This window comes from Ensifer sp. (assembly GCF_035999135.1).
Lineage (GTDB): Bacteria > Pseudomonadota > Alphaproteobacteria > Rhizobiales > Rhizobiaceae > Ensifer.
Window position 1 is genome coordinate 47,367 of record NZ_DASYGZ010000080.1, and the last position, 16,463, is coordinate 63,829.

The following is a 16,463-nucleotide window of genomic DNA, read 5'->3' on the forward strand; positions in this document are numbered from 1 at the left end:
CAGCCTCGGCTGCGCTCACCGTGAGAAGATAACACCTATTTGTGATATTTCAATTTCCATTGTGTGATTTTGTGACATTTTACTGTGATTTTTGTGGGCGATTGAAACCCGTATCAATGTGCGGCTCCCAGAATTCGACCGACTCCCGGATCATCTCGACGACGTTGTGGTCCGTCGGCTCGCGCTCGCGGAAGGAAAGTTCCAGGCAGATCTCGTTGTCGGTGCCGCCGCCCGCCCTGACCGCGCCGATCAGCTTTTCCGGCGTGATGCGGCCGTCGCGGTTGTAGGCGGCGGTAAAAGGCCAGTGGCCGCCCTTGTTCATCGACGACTGCTTGATGTGGATGATCGGCGAGCGCTGCGGAAACGCGCCTGCCCAGGCATAGGGATCGATATCGTCAGGATTGGCGGAGGTGACGTCGCCATGGTCGATATCGACCATCATCTTCATCGGGATCGGGAGTTGGGCCTCGGCCAGCCGCCGGTCGAGCGCCCGGCATTCTTCGATCGTGTGGCCGAATTCGCGTCCGACCGACATCGGCTCCCAGAAGACATAGGAGAGCCCTGCCGCCTTCCCGTGGTCAGCCACTTCACGCCAGCAGTCGATGGCGATCCGCATCATCTCTTCGCGCCGCGCCGGATCGTCGTAATCCTTGAGCGTGAAGATCGCGAACTGCGTGCCCATGCCGGCAGCACCCAGCTCGGCGGAGATATCGGCGAATGTCTTGAACCAGTCGACATAGTAGCGCCGGACATCCGGGTCAGGATGGCCGAAATGGTTGAGCCGGCCATAGGGGCCGGTCATGCCCGAAGTGACCTTCACGCCGGTACGATCCAAAGCCCTGCGAAAGTGCCTGAGGGTCTTGGCGATCGTCGCTGCGGGCCAGCCGGGATTGACGAACTCATGGGTCAGTTGCACGTAACCGATGCGGATCTTCTCGGCGATCGTGTCGATCAGGTCATCCGGCTCGGCGAAGCGGTTGACCAGCGGATTGGTGTTGAGCGACAGCGTGAAGGCCACGAGCTTACTCCCGGCTACCAGAGAAATTTCGGAAGGATGAAATCGGGGCTGGCGCCGTGCTCGGCAAAGAGCGCGCCGCGTTCCTCGTCGGAGGCACGCTCCAGGATGCCCGTCGTCACAAGCACGGAAGCAAGCCCCGCGCTCGCCGCACCGGCGATGTCGTGCTCGATGCTGTCACCGATCGCGCAGAAACGGGCCGGGTCGGGATTTCCGAGGAATTCGAGCGCAAAAGCATAGATGTCGGCGAAGGGCTTGCCGATCCAGCGAACGCTGCCCCCGAGCTCCTCGTAGAGCTCGGCGATGCGCCCGGCGCCGAACGCCGTCCCGGTCGTCGTCAGCATCACCTTGTCGGGATTGGTGCAAATGCAGGCAACGCCGCGCCTTGCCGCCGGCGCCAGCAACGTCTCGTAGTGGGAGAGCGGATGGACATCGCCTTCGCTTGCTGCCAGCAGAACCACATCAGCATCCGCGCCGCTGTCGGTCCGCTCAAGGTCGAGCCCCTTGATCGGCGAGAGGTCCTGATCGCGACTGACCAGCAGGCATTTGCGCGAACCGCCCGCCGGACGCTCGCCCTCCCGCTTGAGGATCTGCCAGGCGACCTCGCCCGACGTCAGAAACCAGTCCCAGCTTCCCGGGACGAAGCCGAGTTCGGCAAGGCGGCGGTCGTTTTCAGCCGAGCGCTTGCCCGAATTGGAGAGGATGATGATGCGTTTGCCCGCATCCTTCAGCCGGACCAGCGTCTCGGCTGCCCCCGGATAGGGCCCGTGGCCGTCCCTGAGCACGCCGAACTGGTCGATCAGGAAGGCGTCGTAGCGATCGGCAATCTCGCTGAGGCCCGCGATGGTCGTAACAGCGGTCACAGCGCACCTGCCTTTCTGGCGCCGGAAAGCGCCAGCCGAGCGGTGCCGGCGGCCGCCTCCTCCGAAAGGACCGGCAGGAACGGTACATCGAGCTTGCGCCTGCGGATCTCCGTCCAGGCCGCATTCTTCGCGCCGCCGCCAACGCTGCGCAGCGAGGAAAGCACCGGCCCGCCAAGTGCGGCAAGCCGCTGGTAGGCCAGGTGCTCAACCCCGGCAATGCCTTCGAAAATGGCCTTCAGGAAGGTGGCGTCGTCTGCCGGTCGCGGGCTCATGCGCGGCGCGAAATCCGGGTCGGCGATCGGAAAACGCTCGCCGGGCTTGGGGAGCGGATAGTAGTCGAGCCCGGTGTCGACCGCCGGGTCGATCGCCTCGGACAGCGCGGCGATCCGTTCCGGCGAAAAATGCGCGGCAAGCACCACGCCGCCGCTGTTGGACGCCCCGCCGGCGAGCCACATGTCGCCAATGCGGTGGCTGTAAAGCCCGTATTCCGGCGCAAACAGCGGTCGGTCGGAGATAAGCTTCACCGTCAGCGTGGTGCCAAGCGCGCTGACGCCGTCGCCCGGCTGATCGGCGCCGGTGGCGAGAAACGAAGCGCATCCGTCCGTCGTGCCGGCGACGATCACCACTTCGTGCGAAAGCCCGAAGGCCTCGGCCGCAGCGGAACCGATTGTCGCGACAGGCGCGCCGGCCGGCAGAACGGCGGGCAACAGATCGATACGCGCACCGGTCTTTTCCATCCAGTCCGGCCAGGACCGCGACACCGGATCGTAGCCGGTCTTCAGCGCATTGTTTTCGTCCGAGACGTCGTAGAGACCGGTGAAGTGCCCGGCGAGCCAATCGGCCTGATGGATCACCCGGAAGACACCCGGCAGCGACTGGAAGGCGAGCAGCTTGGCAAGACCGGATGTCGCGCCATGGGCGGCACTTTCGCGCGGCGCGTGAGCCGCGACCGCATCGAGAGCCGCACGATCGGCCACCGGATCGTTGTACATCATCGGCACGGCGCGCGGCGCGCCGGTCCTATCGACCGGGAGCATCGTGCCGGACGTGCCGTCGATCGCAAGTGCCACGACCGCCTGCCGGTCTATGGCTGCGAGCGTTTCGGCGAGCGCCGCCTGCATCGCCTTCCACCAGCCGACCGGGTCGCGGTGATCGTCGCTATGGGTCGAAAGTTTCGCCGCACCCGTTGCCGCTACAGTACCGTCTTCGGCCATGGCGACAGCACGCGCCCCGGAAGTGCCGATATCGATGCCGATCACGAGCCTTTCACCGTTCATTGCAGCACCTGTCCGGCCCGGTTGAGCTGCTGGCGGTACTTTTCCGCGTCCCACCCGAGCAGCTCGGCGTTTTCCGCTTCGGTGAGGTAGCGAAGGCGTGCATCGGCGGGGATACGCGACGTCACATCGGCAAGGCAACGGGCCATGGCCAGCGCCCCGGCGGAAATCTCCTTTTGCACCAGCACACCCTTGCCGGGGAAAAGCAGAAGCGGCGGCAGGCTCTCGCCCGCAGCACGCCGCTTCGCCTCGATCGCAAGCGCCGTCTCGCCGGGGGCAGCGACCACCACGCCCTTGCCGAGGAAGATCACATGGTCAGGGTAGAGGCTGCCGCCGGCAGCAATCCGGCAACTGTCGAGATCGGCGGCCACCGCATGCAGGCTCTGATCTTCCGGCAACCGGTAATCGCTATCGACGGCAAGGCGGCCGAGTGAGCTCAGATCAGCTGCCGGTGCCTGACGTCGGGTGCCGGTCAGGCGGCGGGTGACGTCGGTCAAAAGGATTGCCGCGTCGATCACGCTGTTGGCAGCGACGACCAGACCGTGGTTGCCGAGAACCAGCACGGACGTCCGGTCCTCGATGCGCTCGGCGATCGCTCTGGCGAGTGGCAATCCCGGCCGGGCATAGGGCACGAAGACGTGGCGGAAACCGGCGAGCCGCTCGGCGACGATCGCCGCACCATTGGTCTGCACCGCGGTTGCGATCGTCTCGACGCAGTGCACATGCACGACAACCTTCTGCGGCATCAGCGCATGCACCGTCGTTTCGATCGAGGGGCGCAGGCCCGAAGGGTTGCGCTCGGCGATCACGAAATCCTGCGCCTTTTCCGCCGTCGGATCGCCCCGTTCCAGTGCGTCGAGCAGCGGATCGAGCGCCACCGGCACCATCACGTCGCGCTGGCGGGCCTGCGCCAGCCACAGGCCCGACGCCTTGATCCAGAGCGTGCCGCCCTCCTTGATCGAGGTGTTGCCTCCTGCCCCCTGGACCAGCAGTGCGTCCGCCCCGACGCGGGCCGACAGGTCGAGAAGCGCTTCGAATTCCAGACTTCGCATCCGTTCTCCTTCAGGCCGCTTGCTGCTGGCGCTCCAGCCAATGGGTGAAAGCCTGCCGTTCGGCTGGGGTCATGTGCAGGCCATGCTTGGTCCGCCGGTCGAGAATGTCGTCGGCCGTCAGCGCCCATTCGGTGTCGATCAGAAAACGCGCCTCGCGCTCGCGCAAAAGCGATCCGAAAGCCGGGCCGAGATCGTCAATCGATGTGGCCCCGGCAAGCAATGCATGCGTCCGGGTGCCGTAGAGCCGGGCATAGTGCTTGGCGAGATCCGATGGTAACCAGCGATAACGGGACTTGATCTCACCCAGGAACAGATCGAAATCGGCATCCGCCATGTCGCCGCCCGGCAGGTGCGCACGCGCCGTCCAGGCCGAACCCATCTTGGGGAAAAACGGTTTCAGTCGTTCAAGCGCATGTTCGGAAAGCTTGCGGAAGGTGGTGATCTTGCCGCCGAAGACCGAGAGCAGTGGTGCCTGGTTGTCCGCCGCATCGACTTCGAAAATATAGTCACGGGTGACGGCCGAGGGGTTTTCGGCATTGTCGTCGTAGAGCGGGCGCACGCCCGAGAAGCTGTAGACAATATCGTCAGACGTCAGCTGCTGCTTGAAGTAACGGTTCACCGACTTCAAGAGATAGGCGATCTCGTCGCCGTCGGCGGCCACGTCCTCCGGACGGCCTTCGTAAGGAATATCCGTCGTGCCGATCAGCGCCAGGTCGTTCTGGTAGGGGTTGATGAAGATCACCCGCTTGTCGGGGTTCTGCACCAGATAGGCCTGCCGCCCCTCCCAGAATTTCGGCACGACGATGTGGCTGCCCTTGACCAGGCGGACGCTGCGGGTGGAGTTCAAGCCCCCGATCCGGCCGACGACATCGTTGACCCAGGGACCGGCGGTGTTGACGACACAGCGCGCCCTCGCCTCGGTCTTGGCGCCTGTGCGCGTGTCGGTCATCTCGATTATCCACAGACCGTCGCGGCGGCGGATCGCGCTGCAGGCGGTGCGCGTCAGCACCCGAGCGCCACGGGCCTTGGCGTCGAGCGCGTTCAAGACCACCAGCCGAGCATCGTCCACCCAACAGTCGGAATATTCGAACGCCTTGCGATACGCGCGCTTGATCGGCGCGCCCTCGGGCGCGGTCGAAAGGTCGAGGCTGCGGGTGCCCGGCAGCCGCTTGCGACCGCCGAGATGGTCGTAGAGGAAAAGCCCCAGCCGCACGAGCCAGGCGGGACGGTCCTCGGGGTTGTGCGGCAGCACGAAACGCATCGGCCAGATGATGTGCGGCGCGGATTGCAGCAGCACCTCGCGCTCGATCAGCGCCTCGCGCACCAGCCGAAACTCGTAATATTCGAGATAGCGCAGGCCGCCATGCACAAGCTTGCCGGAACGCGAGCTCGTCCCTTGCGCCAGATCGTCCTTTTCGCACAGAAGCACCGAAAGCCCGCGCCCGGCGGCGTCGCGCGCAATGCCCGCGCCATTGACGCCGCCACCGACGACGAACAGGTCGTATATCCCGGTCTCGGAATTCACCGTCGCCTCCTCCGCCGTTAGCACGGATTGACCGGCGGCAGACCGGCGATGTAGCGGCGCACCTCCTCGGCCGCCATCTCGGCGGCGAAGGTGACTGTGCGCACCGAGGCGCCGGCGATATGCGGCGTCAGCGTCACGTTGGGCAGTTGCAAGAGCGGCCAGTCCTCCGGCACCGGTTCGACGGCGAAGGTTTCGAGCATCGCCGCCGAGAGATGGCCGCTGACAAGGTTCTCGTAGAGCGCATCATAGTCGCAGAGCGGTCCGCGCGCCGTGTTCACGAAGATCGCGCCCGGCCTCATCTTCGCAAAGGTGTCGGCATTCATCATGTTCACCGTCTCCTCGGTGACGCGCGGATGCAGCGTCACGAGGTCGGACCGGGAAAGCAGGGCATCGAGCGAGACCTGCTCGACGCCGGCGTTGAGATCGTCGGCAGAGAGCTGCACGTAAGGGTCGTGCACCAGCACCTTGGTGCCGAAGGCGCGCAGGAACCGCACCACCTTGGTGCCGATATTGCCGTAGCCGATGACGCCCACGGTCATTTCGCAGAGTTCGCGGCCGGTGCGGTCGGCGCGGTAGAGATCGCCCCGCCATTCACCCTTGCGCAAGGCCTCGTGGCCGGTGCGGATCAGCCGTGTTTCGGCAAGGATCGCGCCGAGCGTGAATTCGGCAACTGCGTTTGCGTTGCGCCCGGGCGTGTTGACGACGCGCACGCCCGCGTCGCGCGCAGCCCCCATGTCGATGTTGACAGGGCCGCCGCGCGAAACTGCCACGAGTTTCAAACCGGGCAGCGCTTGCAGCATGCCCCGCGACAGCGGCGCCAGCTGCGTCACCAGGATCTCGGCGTCACCGACGAATTCGACGATCTCCTCGGGTTTGCCGAGATATTCCTTCAGCCCGTCCATGCCCTCGACGGCATAGCCATGCTCCATCGGCACATCGGGCCAGGGCAGTTCGAGCGTGCGGATGTCATGGCCGTTGCCGGTCGCTTCCACGATCTTGTCGCGAAACACGTCCGGCAGCATGAACCGGTCGCCGATAATGGCTATCTTCTTCATTTCGGTCTTTCCTGTTTTATTCCCGCTGCCGCACCTTGGGAGAGTGCGTGCCAGACGGGCCTGAGCGCTGTGCGCGACTGCTGGTAGGCGGGGAAAAGTTCATTGAAGCGGCGGGCAAGCGCCGGATCGGGCGCCTCCGCCGGACGCTGGTAGGGGGTCACCCATTCGCCAAGGCAATCGGCCATCGAGGGGTAGATGCCGAGCGAAACGGCGGCGATCATCGCCGCACCTGCAGCCCCCGCCTCCTCCCGTTCGCTCGTCTGCACGCTGGCACCCAGTACGGCGCCAAGAATACGGCGAAGGGAGGCGCTGCGGGCGGCACCGCCCGTCAGCCGAATGCGGGCCGGCAGCGGCCCCATCTCGGCGTAGCAATCGCGCGCGGCCATGGCGAGGCCGTCAAGGACCGCCTTCACCATGTCGGGAAAACCGTGGTTGACCGAGAGCCCGACGAAGGAGGCGCGCGCCGTGGCATCGACGAAGGGCCCGCGCTCGCCGGCCTCCGAGATATAGGGCTGGAAGATCAGCGATGTGTCCTTGGCCTCAGTCAGCCATTGATCGAGATGGGTGAGCAGATCATTCTTCGACTTCTCCACGCCCATGCCCTTCAGCAGGCTTGAAGCCACCGACAGGATCCAGTCTATGTTGAGGGTCGCCGCCATGTTCGACTGCATCTGTGCATAGGTGCCCGGGATCGGCATGCACATGGTGTAGCCGGTGAGGTCGCGGTTGAGCCGCACGTCGTCTGCGCCGTTGGCAAGCCGCATGTGCATGCCGGTCGAACCGATGATCGAGCAGCCGGTATCGGTGCCCGGATCATAGAGCCCGGCGCCGAGCGCCGTGCAGACGACATCGACATAGCCAAGCACGATGGGCGTGCCCTCGGTGAGCCCGGTCGCTCTGGCGGCCTCGCCGGAAAGCTGGTGATGCGTGGTGGCGCCATCGACGATCTCGGGCAGCACGTGCTTCAGTTTTTCGAGGCCGAGAAAGGCGATGACGTCGTCGCTGTAGCTGCGGGTGCGAAAATTGCCGAAGCTGAAATTCGCCTCGGAGGGATCGGTGGCTCGCTTTCCGGTCAGCCTGAAATAGAGCCAGTCCTTGCAGTGGAAGGTGGTGGCGACGCCTGCGAGCATCTCGGGCGCATGGTCGCTCATCCAGCGCAGCTGTGGCCCCTGCTGGCAGGCGGCAAGACCGGAGCCGGTGCTTTCGAAGCGGGCAACGTCGCCACTCTCGCCGCGCAGCCGCTCCACCGTTTCGCCAGCGCGCGCATCGAGCCAGAGCCAGCCCTTGCCGACGGGTTGGCCGTCCCTGTCGATCATCCAGCTACCATCGCCCTGCCCGGTCACCGCGACCGCGGCGACACGTCCGGCGAGGTTGTCGATCTTCTCGGAGAGCTGCGCAAGCGTCGTTGCCGCATCCGCCCAGGTGCGATCGAGATCCTGCACGCTGCCGGTCCGGCCGACCGCCTCATAGGCGTTCGGCAGGGCCGCCATCGCCAGCTGCCGGCCGGAAAGATCGAAGGCCACCGACTTGATGACCGACGTACCCGCATCGATGCCGATGAGGATGTCCCGCATCAGGCGAGCTCCTGTCCATGGCTGATCGCCCGGCCGCTCTCGCCGTCGAAGACATGCAGGCTCGACGGATCGAGGTGGATGCCGATCGGCTGGCCGACATCAAGCTCGGTGCGGTCGTGCTCGACCAGCACCATGGTGCCACCGGCAAAATCCGCAGCGATATGGGTCTGGTCGCCGAGCCACTGATTGACGGCGACACGGCCGGTCACGCCATCGGCGCTGCGACGCACCGAATAGGGCCGGATGCCGAGCACCACCTTCTGCCGCTTGATGAGTTCGTCGCGCACCGCATGCGAAAAGTCCGAGGCCGCATATTCGAGCCGCACGCCGTCCTTGAGGCCAAAGGCCATCCTGCTTTCGGAGCCGCTGACACTGGCTTCAAAGACGTTCATTGGCGGCTCGCCGACGAAGGTGCCGGTGAAGAGATTGGCCGGCCGCTCCTTGATCTTCTGCGGCGTATCGAACTGCTGCAGCACGCCGCCTTCCATGACGGCGATGCGGTCGGCAAGCGCGTTGGCTTCCGTCTGGTCGTGGGTGACGAGGATGGCGGTCAGCCCGCGCTCCTTGATGAAGTGTTTGATGCGGCCGCGCAGAAGCGCGCGAAGCTGCGGCTCCAATTGCCCCATCGGCTCGTCGAGAAGATGCAGATTGGCGTCGCGGATCAGCGCTCGCCCGAGCGAGGCGCGCTGCTGCTGGCCACCCGAGATCGAGCTCGGGTAGCGCCCGAGGATGTCCTCGATCTCGAGCAGCTTGGCGATGCCCGCCACCTTTTCGTCGACGACGCCCTGGGAGAGCTTGGAGGCTTTCAGCGCAAAGGCGATGTTTTCGCGCACCGTCAGCGGCGGATAGAGCGAATAGCCCTCGAACGCCATGGCGACGTTGCGGCGCACCGGCGGCAGGGTCTGTACCGGCCGGCCGGCGAGCGAGATCGTGCCGCGCGAGACCGCCTCGAAACCGGCGATCATGCGCAGCGTCGAGGTCTTGCCGCAACCGGACGAGCCGAGCAGCGCGATGATCTCGCCCTTCTGCACATCCATGTTCAGCTTCTTGACGGCATGTACGCCGAAATCGACGGGGCCGTAGAACTTGTCGACGTCCTTGATCAGAAGGGCCGTTTCGCTCATGCCGCTTCTCCATTGCGCTTGGCTGTGATGTCGGCGCGCGGCAGCAGAGTGCCGCTTGCCCGGTCGAAGAGGAAGGCCTGAGCGCCATTGACGGCAATATGCGCAGGTCCGGCCGTCGGCCCCGGCGTTCCGGCCGGTCGCGACACCAGGATTTCGCGCCCGCGGGCGGTCAACGCCAAAGTCACCGTCTTCTCGTTGAGCGGCGTTTCCGCCTCGACCGTCACCGGGATCGCGCCTGGTGCTGCGGCATCGACGAAGCTGATCGCCTCCGGCCTGAGCCCGAGCACGCAGGGACTGCCGACGACGTCGGCGCCGTAATCGGCAAGCCGCACCCGAACATTGGAAAGTTCCACGAACACACCCTCGCCGCCGCGCTGCGGTGTGACATCGAGCAGGTTGATCGTCGGGTCGCCGAAGAGCCTGGCGATCTCGATATCGGCGGGGGCGTTGTAGATCTGCTGCGGCGTGCCGATCTGGCGGATGCGGCCTGAGGCCATGACCGCGATCCGGTCGCCGAGCGCCATCGCTTCCTTGTAGTCCTGGGTGACATAGACGACTGTTGCGCCCTGCGCTGCCAGCAGCCGCGGCAATTCCAGCCGCATCTCGAAGCGGAGCTTGGCATCGACATTGCGCAAGGGGTCGTCGAGCAGGAGCAGCGGCGGCGAGCCGACGAGCGCGCGGGCAAGGGCCGTCCTCTGCTTCTGGCCGTTCGAAAGCGCCTTCGGGTGGTGGGTCAGCACGTGGTCGATCTTCAGGAGCTTCGCGACCTTCTGCACGCCGGCTGTGATCATCTCCTTCGACGACCGCGTCGCCGTGAGCGGGCTGGCGATGTTGTCGAAGGCGCTCATGTGCGGGAAGAGCGCAAAATTCTGGAAGGCCATGCCGACGCCACGGTGTTCGGCATCGACATCGGTCATGTCCTCGCCGCCGATCAGCACCCTTCCTTCGTCCGGTTCGATGACACCGGCGACCAGCCGCAGAAGCACGGTTTTGCCGGCGCCGGACGGGCCGAACAGCACCAGCCGCTCGCCATCGGCGACATCAAGCGTCAGATCGTCGAGAACCGTCTGGCTCTTGTAGCGCTTGACGATATTCTTCAGTTGCAGCGTGGTCATGAGTTACCCTTTCACCGCGCCGAGCGACAGGCCTTCGACGAGGTAGCGCTGGGCGTAGAGTGCAAGTGCGAGCGTCGGCGTGACCGAGAGCACGATGGCGGCGGCGATCTGCCCGTATTGGATGCCCGATGAGGTGACGAAGGCAAGGGCGCCGACCGTCACCGGCTGCTTGTCGGCGGACGCCAGCACCAGCGCGAAGACGAAGTTGTTCCAGGCGAAGATGAAGGCAAGCAGGCCGGCAGCGGCAATGCCGGGACCGGCAAGCGGCAGCGCGATCTTGCGGAAGGTCGCAAACCAGGAATGGCCGGCGATGCGATAGGCATATTCGACGTCGGCCGAGATGTCCTCGAAGTAACCGCGCACGATCCAGAGGATCAGCGGCAGGCAGATCAGCTGGTAGACCCAGATCAGTCCGAAATAGGTGTTGGAGAGGCCGAGCCACTGGAAATACTGCGTCAGCGGCAGGAGCACCAGCAGCGGCGGGGCGAAGCGGAAGGACAGAAGCGTGAAGGCGATATCTTCCGATCCCTTGAACTTGTGGCGAGCGAAGGCGTAGGCAGCCGGTACGCCGAGCACGAGCGCCACGGCGACGGAGGCGACCGACAGGAAGATCGAATTGCCGAGATTGCGCATGAAGGCGATGTCGAGCGTGCCGGCCGCCGTCTGCAGCTTGCCGGTGATCAGCGCCGCATAGTTCGACAAGGTCGGCGAGAACACGACGGACGGCGGGATCGCCAGGATCGTCTCGTTCGTCTGGAACGACATAAGGAAGATCCAGAAGATCGGGAACATGAAGAAGACGACGACGAGCGTCAGGGCGAGACCGCGCAAGATCCGTTCGAGCGGAGACATGGTTTCCATGGGTCCCTCCCTTAAGCTTCGCCGCGTGCGCGTTCGCGCAGCCGCAGCCAGTTCTTGATGAAGACGTTGGAGAGCGTGTAGGTGATCGCCCAGAGAATGATCAGCAGTGCTGCCGAACGGCCGACATTGGTCGACTGGAAGAAGTTGAGATAGGCCTCGACCTGGAACACCGTCAGCGTGTTGCCAGGCCCGCCTTGTGTCATCGCGTAAATGATGTCGAACTGCTGGATTGAGTCGAGCAGCCGAAAGAGCGTTGCCGTCAGAATATAGGGCGTCAGCATCGGCAGCGTGATGCGGAAGAAGACGAAGCTGCGCGGCACGCCATCAAGCGCTGCGGCCTCGAAAGGCTGCGTCGGCAGCGAGCGCAGGCCGGCAAGCAGCAGGATCATGATGAAGGGCGTGTAGACCCAGATATCGACGAGTACGACGGTGAGCAGCGCGGTGTCCGGCGAGGACGCCCAGCGGAAGTCATGCAGCCCGATCAGACTTGCGAGATAGCTCAGGATCCCGAAGCTCGGATTGGTCATCAGCTTCCACATCAAGGCGGCAAGCGCCGGCGCGATCATCAGCGGCAGGAGCAGCATGATCGAGATGAAGTTGTTGACCGTCGAGCGCCGCTGCAACAGAAGCGCGATGCCGAGCCCGAGCAGCAGTTCCAGCGTCACGGTGAGGCCGGCGTAAAGCAGCGACACCTTCAGCGTGTTCCAGAAGGCCGGATCGGTGAAGAAATTGAGGTAGTTTTCGCCCCAGTTGAACTGGCGCGCCCAGGGCTGGCTCAGCCGGTAGCGCTGGAAGGAATAGATGACCGCCGTGAAGAACGGGATGAGGATGCCGATGCAGACGAGCAGCGCCGGCAGGCTCAGGACGTAGGGAAGCATCTTCCTGCTGATCCTGAAACCGGAGGCCGGTCGCTTGAGGGTTTCTGTTGAAGCCATGTCGAGCTCCGTTCCTGAAGTCTTGAAAGAGCACGCGGCACGCGGAAGCTCGAGCCCGCGCCAGTCCTCGGCATCTCAGGTTGATTTCGGTGCGACCTCAAACGGGTCGCAACAGGCCGGTCCAGCCGGCATCGCGGGATGCCCGGCGACTAGAGCGCTCTCGCACTTCGTTTCTAGCGCCGGGCATCGCTTGGGAGGCCTATCAGCCGAGACCCGCCTCTTGGAGCTGGCGGTTGATGCTTTCGACGAGCTGGTCGAGGCCTTCATCGACAGGCACTTGCTTGGCCACCATCTTCTGCAGCGTCGATGCCCATTCGGTGGTGACGTCGAAGAACAAGGGCTGCGGCGTGAACTTGATGGAAGCGCCGGCGGCCGAGGCGTCGAACATTTCGACGTAACCCGGATACTTGCCGTTGAGCTTTTCGCGGAACATCTCGTCCTTCCAGATCGACTGGCGAACCGGATCGACGAAGTCCATCTTGGTGGCGCCGAACAGCGCATGCTCCGGACCGGAAGCCCACTGCAGGAAGTACCAGGTGGCGTCCTTGTCCTTGGAGAAGTTGGACATGGCGAGCGACCAGATCCAGATGTTCGGCGTCGAGGCCGTCGCCTCCGGGTTGGCGGCAAAGGCGGCATAGCCGAGCTTGCCGGCCATCTTGTTGTCGCCGCCGTTCATGAAGTAGCCGAGGCAATCGGCGTCGAAGATCATCGCCGAGGCGCCGGCGCCAAGGTCGGTGCCGACCTGGTACCAGGTGTAGGTCGACCAGTCCTTCGGGCCGCTTTCCTGGATCATCTGCACGAACTTGGCGTGGTAGGCCTTGGATTCCGCCGTGCCCATGGCCGCCGACAGCTTGCCGTCTGCCGATACGTTCAGGTCCTTCTGGTTGAAGTTGGCGTAGCCCGACAGGAAGCCCGGATGGATCGTCGCCCAGGAGCGCGAACCGCGAACGCCGATGCCGTAGATGCCGCCGATGTCCTTCTGCAGCTTGGCCGCGACCGTGATCATGTCGTCGAGGTTCTTCGGCAGCTCCACACCGGCCTTGTCGAACATCTCGCGGTTATAGGTGATGTTGTTCTGCTCGAACGCCCACGGAATGCACCATTGCTTGGCGTCTTCCGAGCCCAGCGCCCCGCCCGGCTGGCCATTCCAGGCGCAGGAATTCTTCACGCCGGCCAGGAAATCGTCCCAGTTGTAGTTGGGATTGGTCTTGGCCGGATCCTTGATCCACTCGTTGAGATCGGCGATCCAGCCGGCCGGACCATAGGTCCAGGTCATGTAGGCGCCGGTCATGAAGGCGTCGTATTCGGCCGAGCCGGACGACAGCGCCGCCGTCACCTTGTCGAAATAGACGTCTTCCGGGAAGACGTCATAGGTGACGTCGATGCCGGTCAGGTCCTTGAAGGCCTGCAGGTTGGCGATCATCGCATCGGCATAGGGGTGCTTGTTCAAAAGCAGCTTCAGCTTCTTGCCGGAATGCGCCTTCCAGTCGAAATCGGCGGCGAGCGCCTGGGTCGACATCATGTTGAACAACGTGCCGGCCGTGCCGGCGGCCAGGCCTGCGGCGCCCAATCCCTTGAGCATGCCGCGGCGATCCACCTCCCCACGCAGGAATGCGCTGATGAGGTCCTTCTCCTTCTCGTACATCCGTCTTCTCCTCCGTTGCGGGTATGATTGCTGCTGCCGGCTACCCCACCGGTATTCCTCCCGTTAAAGGCTGAATGGCAGATCCTCCCTGCCCTCATGCCTCGAATGTGTCAGCGCCTCATGCGCCGTCTCCTGCAAGCGCCCGTGCCGTCCGCTCGTCGGTGATCAGCCCGCTCAAATGCCCGCTTGCCAGCACCGCCCGGATGGCCGGAACCTTGATCTTGCCGCCGGCAACCGCGACCGTGCGGCGGTTCTTCAGGTCCTCGCGGCTGAGCGTGAAGGTGCGGTCGGACAGCGTCGTGTCGACCGGTCGGCCCTTGCCGTCGAAGAAGTGGCCGAGCAGTTCGCCCATCGCTCCGCCCCTCTGGATGTCCTCGATCTCGCTCGTCTCGATCATGCCGGTCGAAACCAGCGACGCCTCGCGCTCGACGGTGCCGATGCCGACCATCAGCAGATCGGCGGTCTTGGCGAGATCGAAGACCTCGCGCACGCCGCGCTGGCTGAAGAGTACGTCGCGGTCCTCGACGGTGTTGGCGAAGAACGGCACCGGCATGACATAGGCTTCCGCGCCCGTGCGCTCGGCCAGACGATGGATCACGTCATGCGGGTTGGCCGAGAACTTGCGGGTAAGCCCGCCGAGCAGCGAGACAAAGCGGGTGTTGCCGCTCGCGATGCGCGGCAGGTACTCGACGCAGGCCGCAAGCGTGCGGCCATGGCCGACGCCGACCAGCGCCGTCTCGCCACGCTCGATCTCGCGCTTTAAAAACTGCGCGCCGGAAATGCCGAGCGCCTTCAAGGGCAGGTCGTCGGCGTCGAAGTCCGGCACCACTTCGCAATAGTCGAGGCCATAGCGTGCCGAAAGCGCCTGCTCGAGCTCGACGCATTCGGAGACTTCGCCATCGATATAGACCTTCACCAGCCCTTCCTGGTTGGCCTTCATGATCAGCCGGTGGGCTTTCAACGAGGTCAGCCCGAGGCGCTTGGCGACCTCGGCCTGGGTCAGGCCGCCGGCGTAATGCAGCCAGGCCGCCCGCGTCGCCATGCTGGTTTCGTCGTCACGAATTCCTGTCCCGCCGATCGCCATTGTCTCCACCCGGTTTATGTTGCGCTGCATGATATTTTTTGCACCGCGTGATATTTTTATCCGTTAATGAAAGAAATTTCATGGCGTGAAAATTTTGTCAATAGCGTTTGCCAGGACGAACGATCACGTTTGTGGAGAAGCGGTTGAGCGACTGCGGTGGCTGCACGCAAGGGAAGCAACGGTCGGCAGGAAGCCATGACCGCAAGCTCAATGGGGTGAGAGAAGGCGCCGCGCGGAGGCCGCTCAGCGAACCGTCGGCGATGCGCGGGGTCGAGCGATTATTGCCCGAGGTTCCGCAGGTACAGCGACAACAACTGCGTCTGCGAGGAGATACCGAGCTTGCGATAGACGTTGCGGCGGTGGACCTTGACGGTGCCGGTGGAGATGCCGAGCCGGAGACCGATCGATTCCGACGAATGGCCCTGCAGCACCAGTTCGACGATCGCCGCTTCCCGGTCCGTCAGGTTCAGGTGCTGCCAGACGCCGTCTGCCGGCGGATGGGTCGCCTTGCGCTTGCTGCGCCCGGTTTTGGCGAGTGCCGCGTCGAAGCGGCGGCCGAGACCTGACCAATGGTGACGCACCAGCGCCGCGACCAGCGGCTCGACTTTCTTCAAAAGTGCGAACTCGGCGGCGCTGAACGTGCCCGTCGCCTCGCGCCGCATCAGCGACAGCACGACGGTGATCTTTCCGTCGACCGGCACGAAGAAGCCGACCTCCTCGGCAAGCCCCGTCTGCACATAATAGGTGCGATAGTATTCCGAGGAGAAGAACCGGTCGGGCGCCAGTTCCCGCATCCGCCAGACCCCGGGCTCACCCTTCGACGCAGCGTGGTAGAAAGGGTCGAGCAGGTACGGCCCCGCCTGGTAGAGGCTGACGAAAAGCACATGATCCCGGGCATTGAAGGTGCTGTAGAGATCGATCGGCCGTTCCTTGCCGCGATAGGCAAACACCACGACATAATCGAACGTCATCAGCGTCGACATCAGCCGGCGATAGGCGCTGCCGACCGCCTCGTCCTCGAGCGGAAACCCCGCCACAAGCGGTGCCATGACCTGAAACAATCCTTCGAGATCGACGCTCAAACCGTTCCCCCGGCCGATGCCAACTGCATCGAGGGTATACTCCTCACACAAGCTGATCTGCGTTGAAATACCTCTCTCGGGGTATATACCGGCAGTGCGCGCGGTGACTAGGCTGCGCATCAATGACGGTGGAGTGCCAGGATGGGAGATCATGGCGACATCCGAAACAAACCGCAGGGAACAGACGTGACATCCGCTTCGACGAACGACATCGAGTTCCGTTCGGTCGCCAAACGTTATGGCGCCGTGACGGCCGTTT

At 64.2% G+C, this 16,463-nt stretch carries 14 protein-coding genes; all 14 read right to left on the reverse strand.

Going from position 1 to position 16,463, the window contains the following annotated elements; genetic code table 11:
- Positions 1 to 79 precede the first annotated feature (79 nt).
- The 14 genes from VGO12_RS09275 to VGO12_RS09340 all read right to left on the reverse strand — a co-directional run bounded on the left by VGO12_RS09275 (position 80) and on the right by VGO12_RS09340 (position 16,171).
- Entirely contained in the window at positions 80 to 1,018 is a 939-nt protein-coding gene (locus tag VGO12_RS09275) for a sugar phosphate isomerase/epimerase family protein (protein WP_327512449.1), read from the reverse strand.
- A gap of 14 nt (positions 1,019 to 1,032) precedes the next feature.
- On the reverse strand, positions 1,033 to 1,878 hold the full coding sequence (locus VGO12_RS09280) for a TIGR01459 family HAD-type hydrolase (protein WP_327512450.1): 846 nt from the start codon (positions 1,876 to 1,878) through the stop codon (positions 1,033 to 1,035).
- Entirely contained in the window at positions 1,875 to 3,155 is a 1,281-nt protein-coding gene (locus VGO12_RS09285) for an FGGY-family carbohydrate kinase (RefSeq protein WP_327512451.1), read from the reverse strand. The genes VGO12_RS09280 and VGO12_RS09285 overlap by 4 nt, the downstream gene beginning before the upstream one ends.
- A complete protein-coding gene (locus VGO12_RS09290) occupies positions 3,152 to 4,204 on the reverse strand; it encodes a class II aldolase/adducin family protein (protein WP_327512452.1) in 1,053 nt (350 codons plus the stop codon). Before VGO12_RS09290 ends, VGO12_RS09285 begins: the two co-directional genes overlap by 4 nt.
- Before the next feature lie 10 nt (positions 4,205 to 4,214).
- Positions 4,215 to 5,729, reverse strand: coding sequence for a glycerol-3-phosphate dehydrogenase (locus VGO12_RS09295; RefSeq protein WP_327512453.1), 1,515 nt, complete (start codon positions 5,727 to 5,729; stop codon positions 4,215 to 4,217).
- 17 nt (positions 5,730 to 5,746) lie between these two features.
- A complete protein-coding gene (locus VGO12_RS09300) occupies positions 5,747 to 6,784 on the reverse strand; it encodes a 2-hydroxyacid dehydrogenase (protein ID WP_327512454.1) in 1,038 nt (345 codons plus the stop codon).
- Positions 6,781 to 8,358 (reverse strand): FGGY-family carbohydrate kinase, encoded by a 1,578-nt coding sequence (locus VGO12_RS09305; RefSeq protein ID WP_327512455.1) that lies wholly within the window; start codon positions 8,356 to 8,358, stop codon positions 6,781 to 6,783. The genes VGO12_RS09300 and VGO12_RS09305 overlap by 4 nt, the downstream gene beginning before the upstream one ends.
- Positions 8,358 to 9,482 (reverse strand): ABC transporter ATP-binding protein, encoded by a 1,125-nt coding sequence (locus VGO12_RS09310; protein WP_327512456.1) that lies wholly within the window; start codon positions 9,480 to 9,482, stop codon positions 8,358 to 8,360. The genes VGO12_RS09305 and VGO12_RS09310 overlap by 1 nt, the downstream gene beginning before the upstream one ends.
- Positions 9,479 to 10,597 carry an ABC transporter ATP-binding protein gene (locus VGO12_RS09315; protein ID WP_327512457.1) on the reverse strand — a complete coding sequence of 373 codons (1,119 nt, stop codon included), beginning with the start codon at positions 10,595 to 10,597 and terminating at the stop codon, positions 9,479 to 9,481. Before VGO12_RS09315 ends, VGO12_RS09310 begins: the two co-directional genes overlap by 4 nt.
- Positions 10,598 to 10,600: 3 nt before the next feature.
- Positions 10,601 to 11,458 (reverse strand): carbohydrate ABC transporter permease, encoded by an 858-nt coding sequence (locus VGO12_RS09320; protein ID WP_327512458.1) that lies wholly within the window; start codon positions 11,456 to 11,458, stop codon positions 10,601 to 10,603.
- Positions 11,459 to 11,469: 11 nt separating this feature from the next.
- Positions 11,470 to 12,393 (reverse strand): carbohydrate ABC transporter permease, encoded by a 924-nt coding sequence (locus tag VGO12_RS09325; protein ID WP_043615736.1) that lies wholly within the window; start codon positions 12,391 to 12,393, stop codon positions 11,470 to 11,472.
- A 202-nt stretch (positions 12,394 to 12,595) separates the two neighbouring features.
- Positions 12,596 to 14,038: an extracellular solute-binding protein gene (locus VGO12_RS09330; RefSeq protein ID WP_043615733.1), complete on the reverse strand. Its 1,443-nt coding sequence runs from the start codon at positions 14,036 to 14,038 to the stop codon at positions 12,596 to 12,598.
- 118 nt (positions 14,039 to 14,156) lie between these two features.
- Positions 14,157 to 15,152 carry a sugar-binding transcriptional regulator gene (locus VGO12_RS09335; RefSeq protein WP_414650696.1) on the reverse strand — a complete coding sequence of 332 codons (996 nt, stop codon included), beginning with the start codon at positions 15,150 to 15,152 and terminating at the stop codon, positions 14,157 to 14,159.
- 248 nt (positions 15,153 to 15,400) lie between these two features.
- Positions 15,401 to 16,171 (reverse strand): helix-turn-helix transcriptional regulator, encoded by a 771-nt coding sequence (locus VGO12_RS09340; RefSeq protein WP_414650699.1) that lies wholly within the window; start codon positions 16,169 to 16,171, stop codon positions 15,401 to 15,403.
- Between the last annotated feature and the right edge of the window lie 292 nt (positions 16,172 to 16,463).

Coding starts and splice junctions, on each gene's coding strand:
- VGO12_RS09285 (WP_327512451.1), bottom strand. CDS start 3,155: ATGAACGGTGAAAGGCTCGTGATCGGCATCGATATCGGCACTTCCGGG.
- VGO12_RS09290 (WP_327512452.1), bottom strand. CDS start 4,204: ATGCGAAGTCTGGAATTCGAAGCGCTTCTCGACCTGTCGGCCCGCGTC.
- VGO12_RS09300 (WP_327512454.1), bottom strand. CDS start 6,784: ATGAAGAAGATAGCCATTATCGGCGACCGGTTCATGCTGCCGGACGTG.
- VGO12_RS09305 (WP_327512455.1), bottom strand. CDS start 8,358: ATGCGGGACATCCTCATCGGCATCGATGCGGGTACGTCGGTCATCAAG.
- VGO12_RS09310 (WP_327512456.1), bottom strand. CDS start 9,482: ATGAGCGAAACGGCCCTTCTGATCAAGGACGTCGACAAGTTCTACGGC.
- VGO12_RS09315 (WP_327512457.1), bottom strand. CDS start 10,597: ATGACCACGCTGCAACTGAAGAATATCGTCAAGCGCTACAAGAGCCAG.
- VGO12_RS09320 (WP_327512458.1), bottom strand. CDS start 11,458: ATGGAAACCATGTCTCCGCTCGAACGGATCTTGCGCGGTCTCGCCCTG.
- VGO12_RS09325 (WP_043615736.1), bottom strand. CDS start 12,393: ATGGCTTCAACAGAAACCCTCAAGCGACCGGCCTCCGGTTTCAGGATC.
- VGO12_RS09330 (WP_043615733.1), bottom strand. CDS start 14,038: ATGTACGAGAAGGAGAAGGACCTCATCAGCGCATTCCTGCGTGGGGAG.
- VGO12_RS09335 (WP_414650696.1), bottom strand. CDS start 15,152: ATGCAGCGCAACATAAACCGGGTGGAGACAATGGCGATCGGCGGGACA.
- VGO12_RS09340 (WP_414650699.1), bottom strand. CDS start 16,171: ATGGCACCGCTTGTGGCGGGGTTTCCGCTCGAGGACGAGGCGGTCGGC.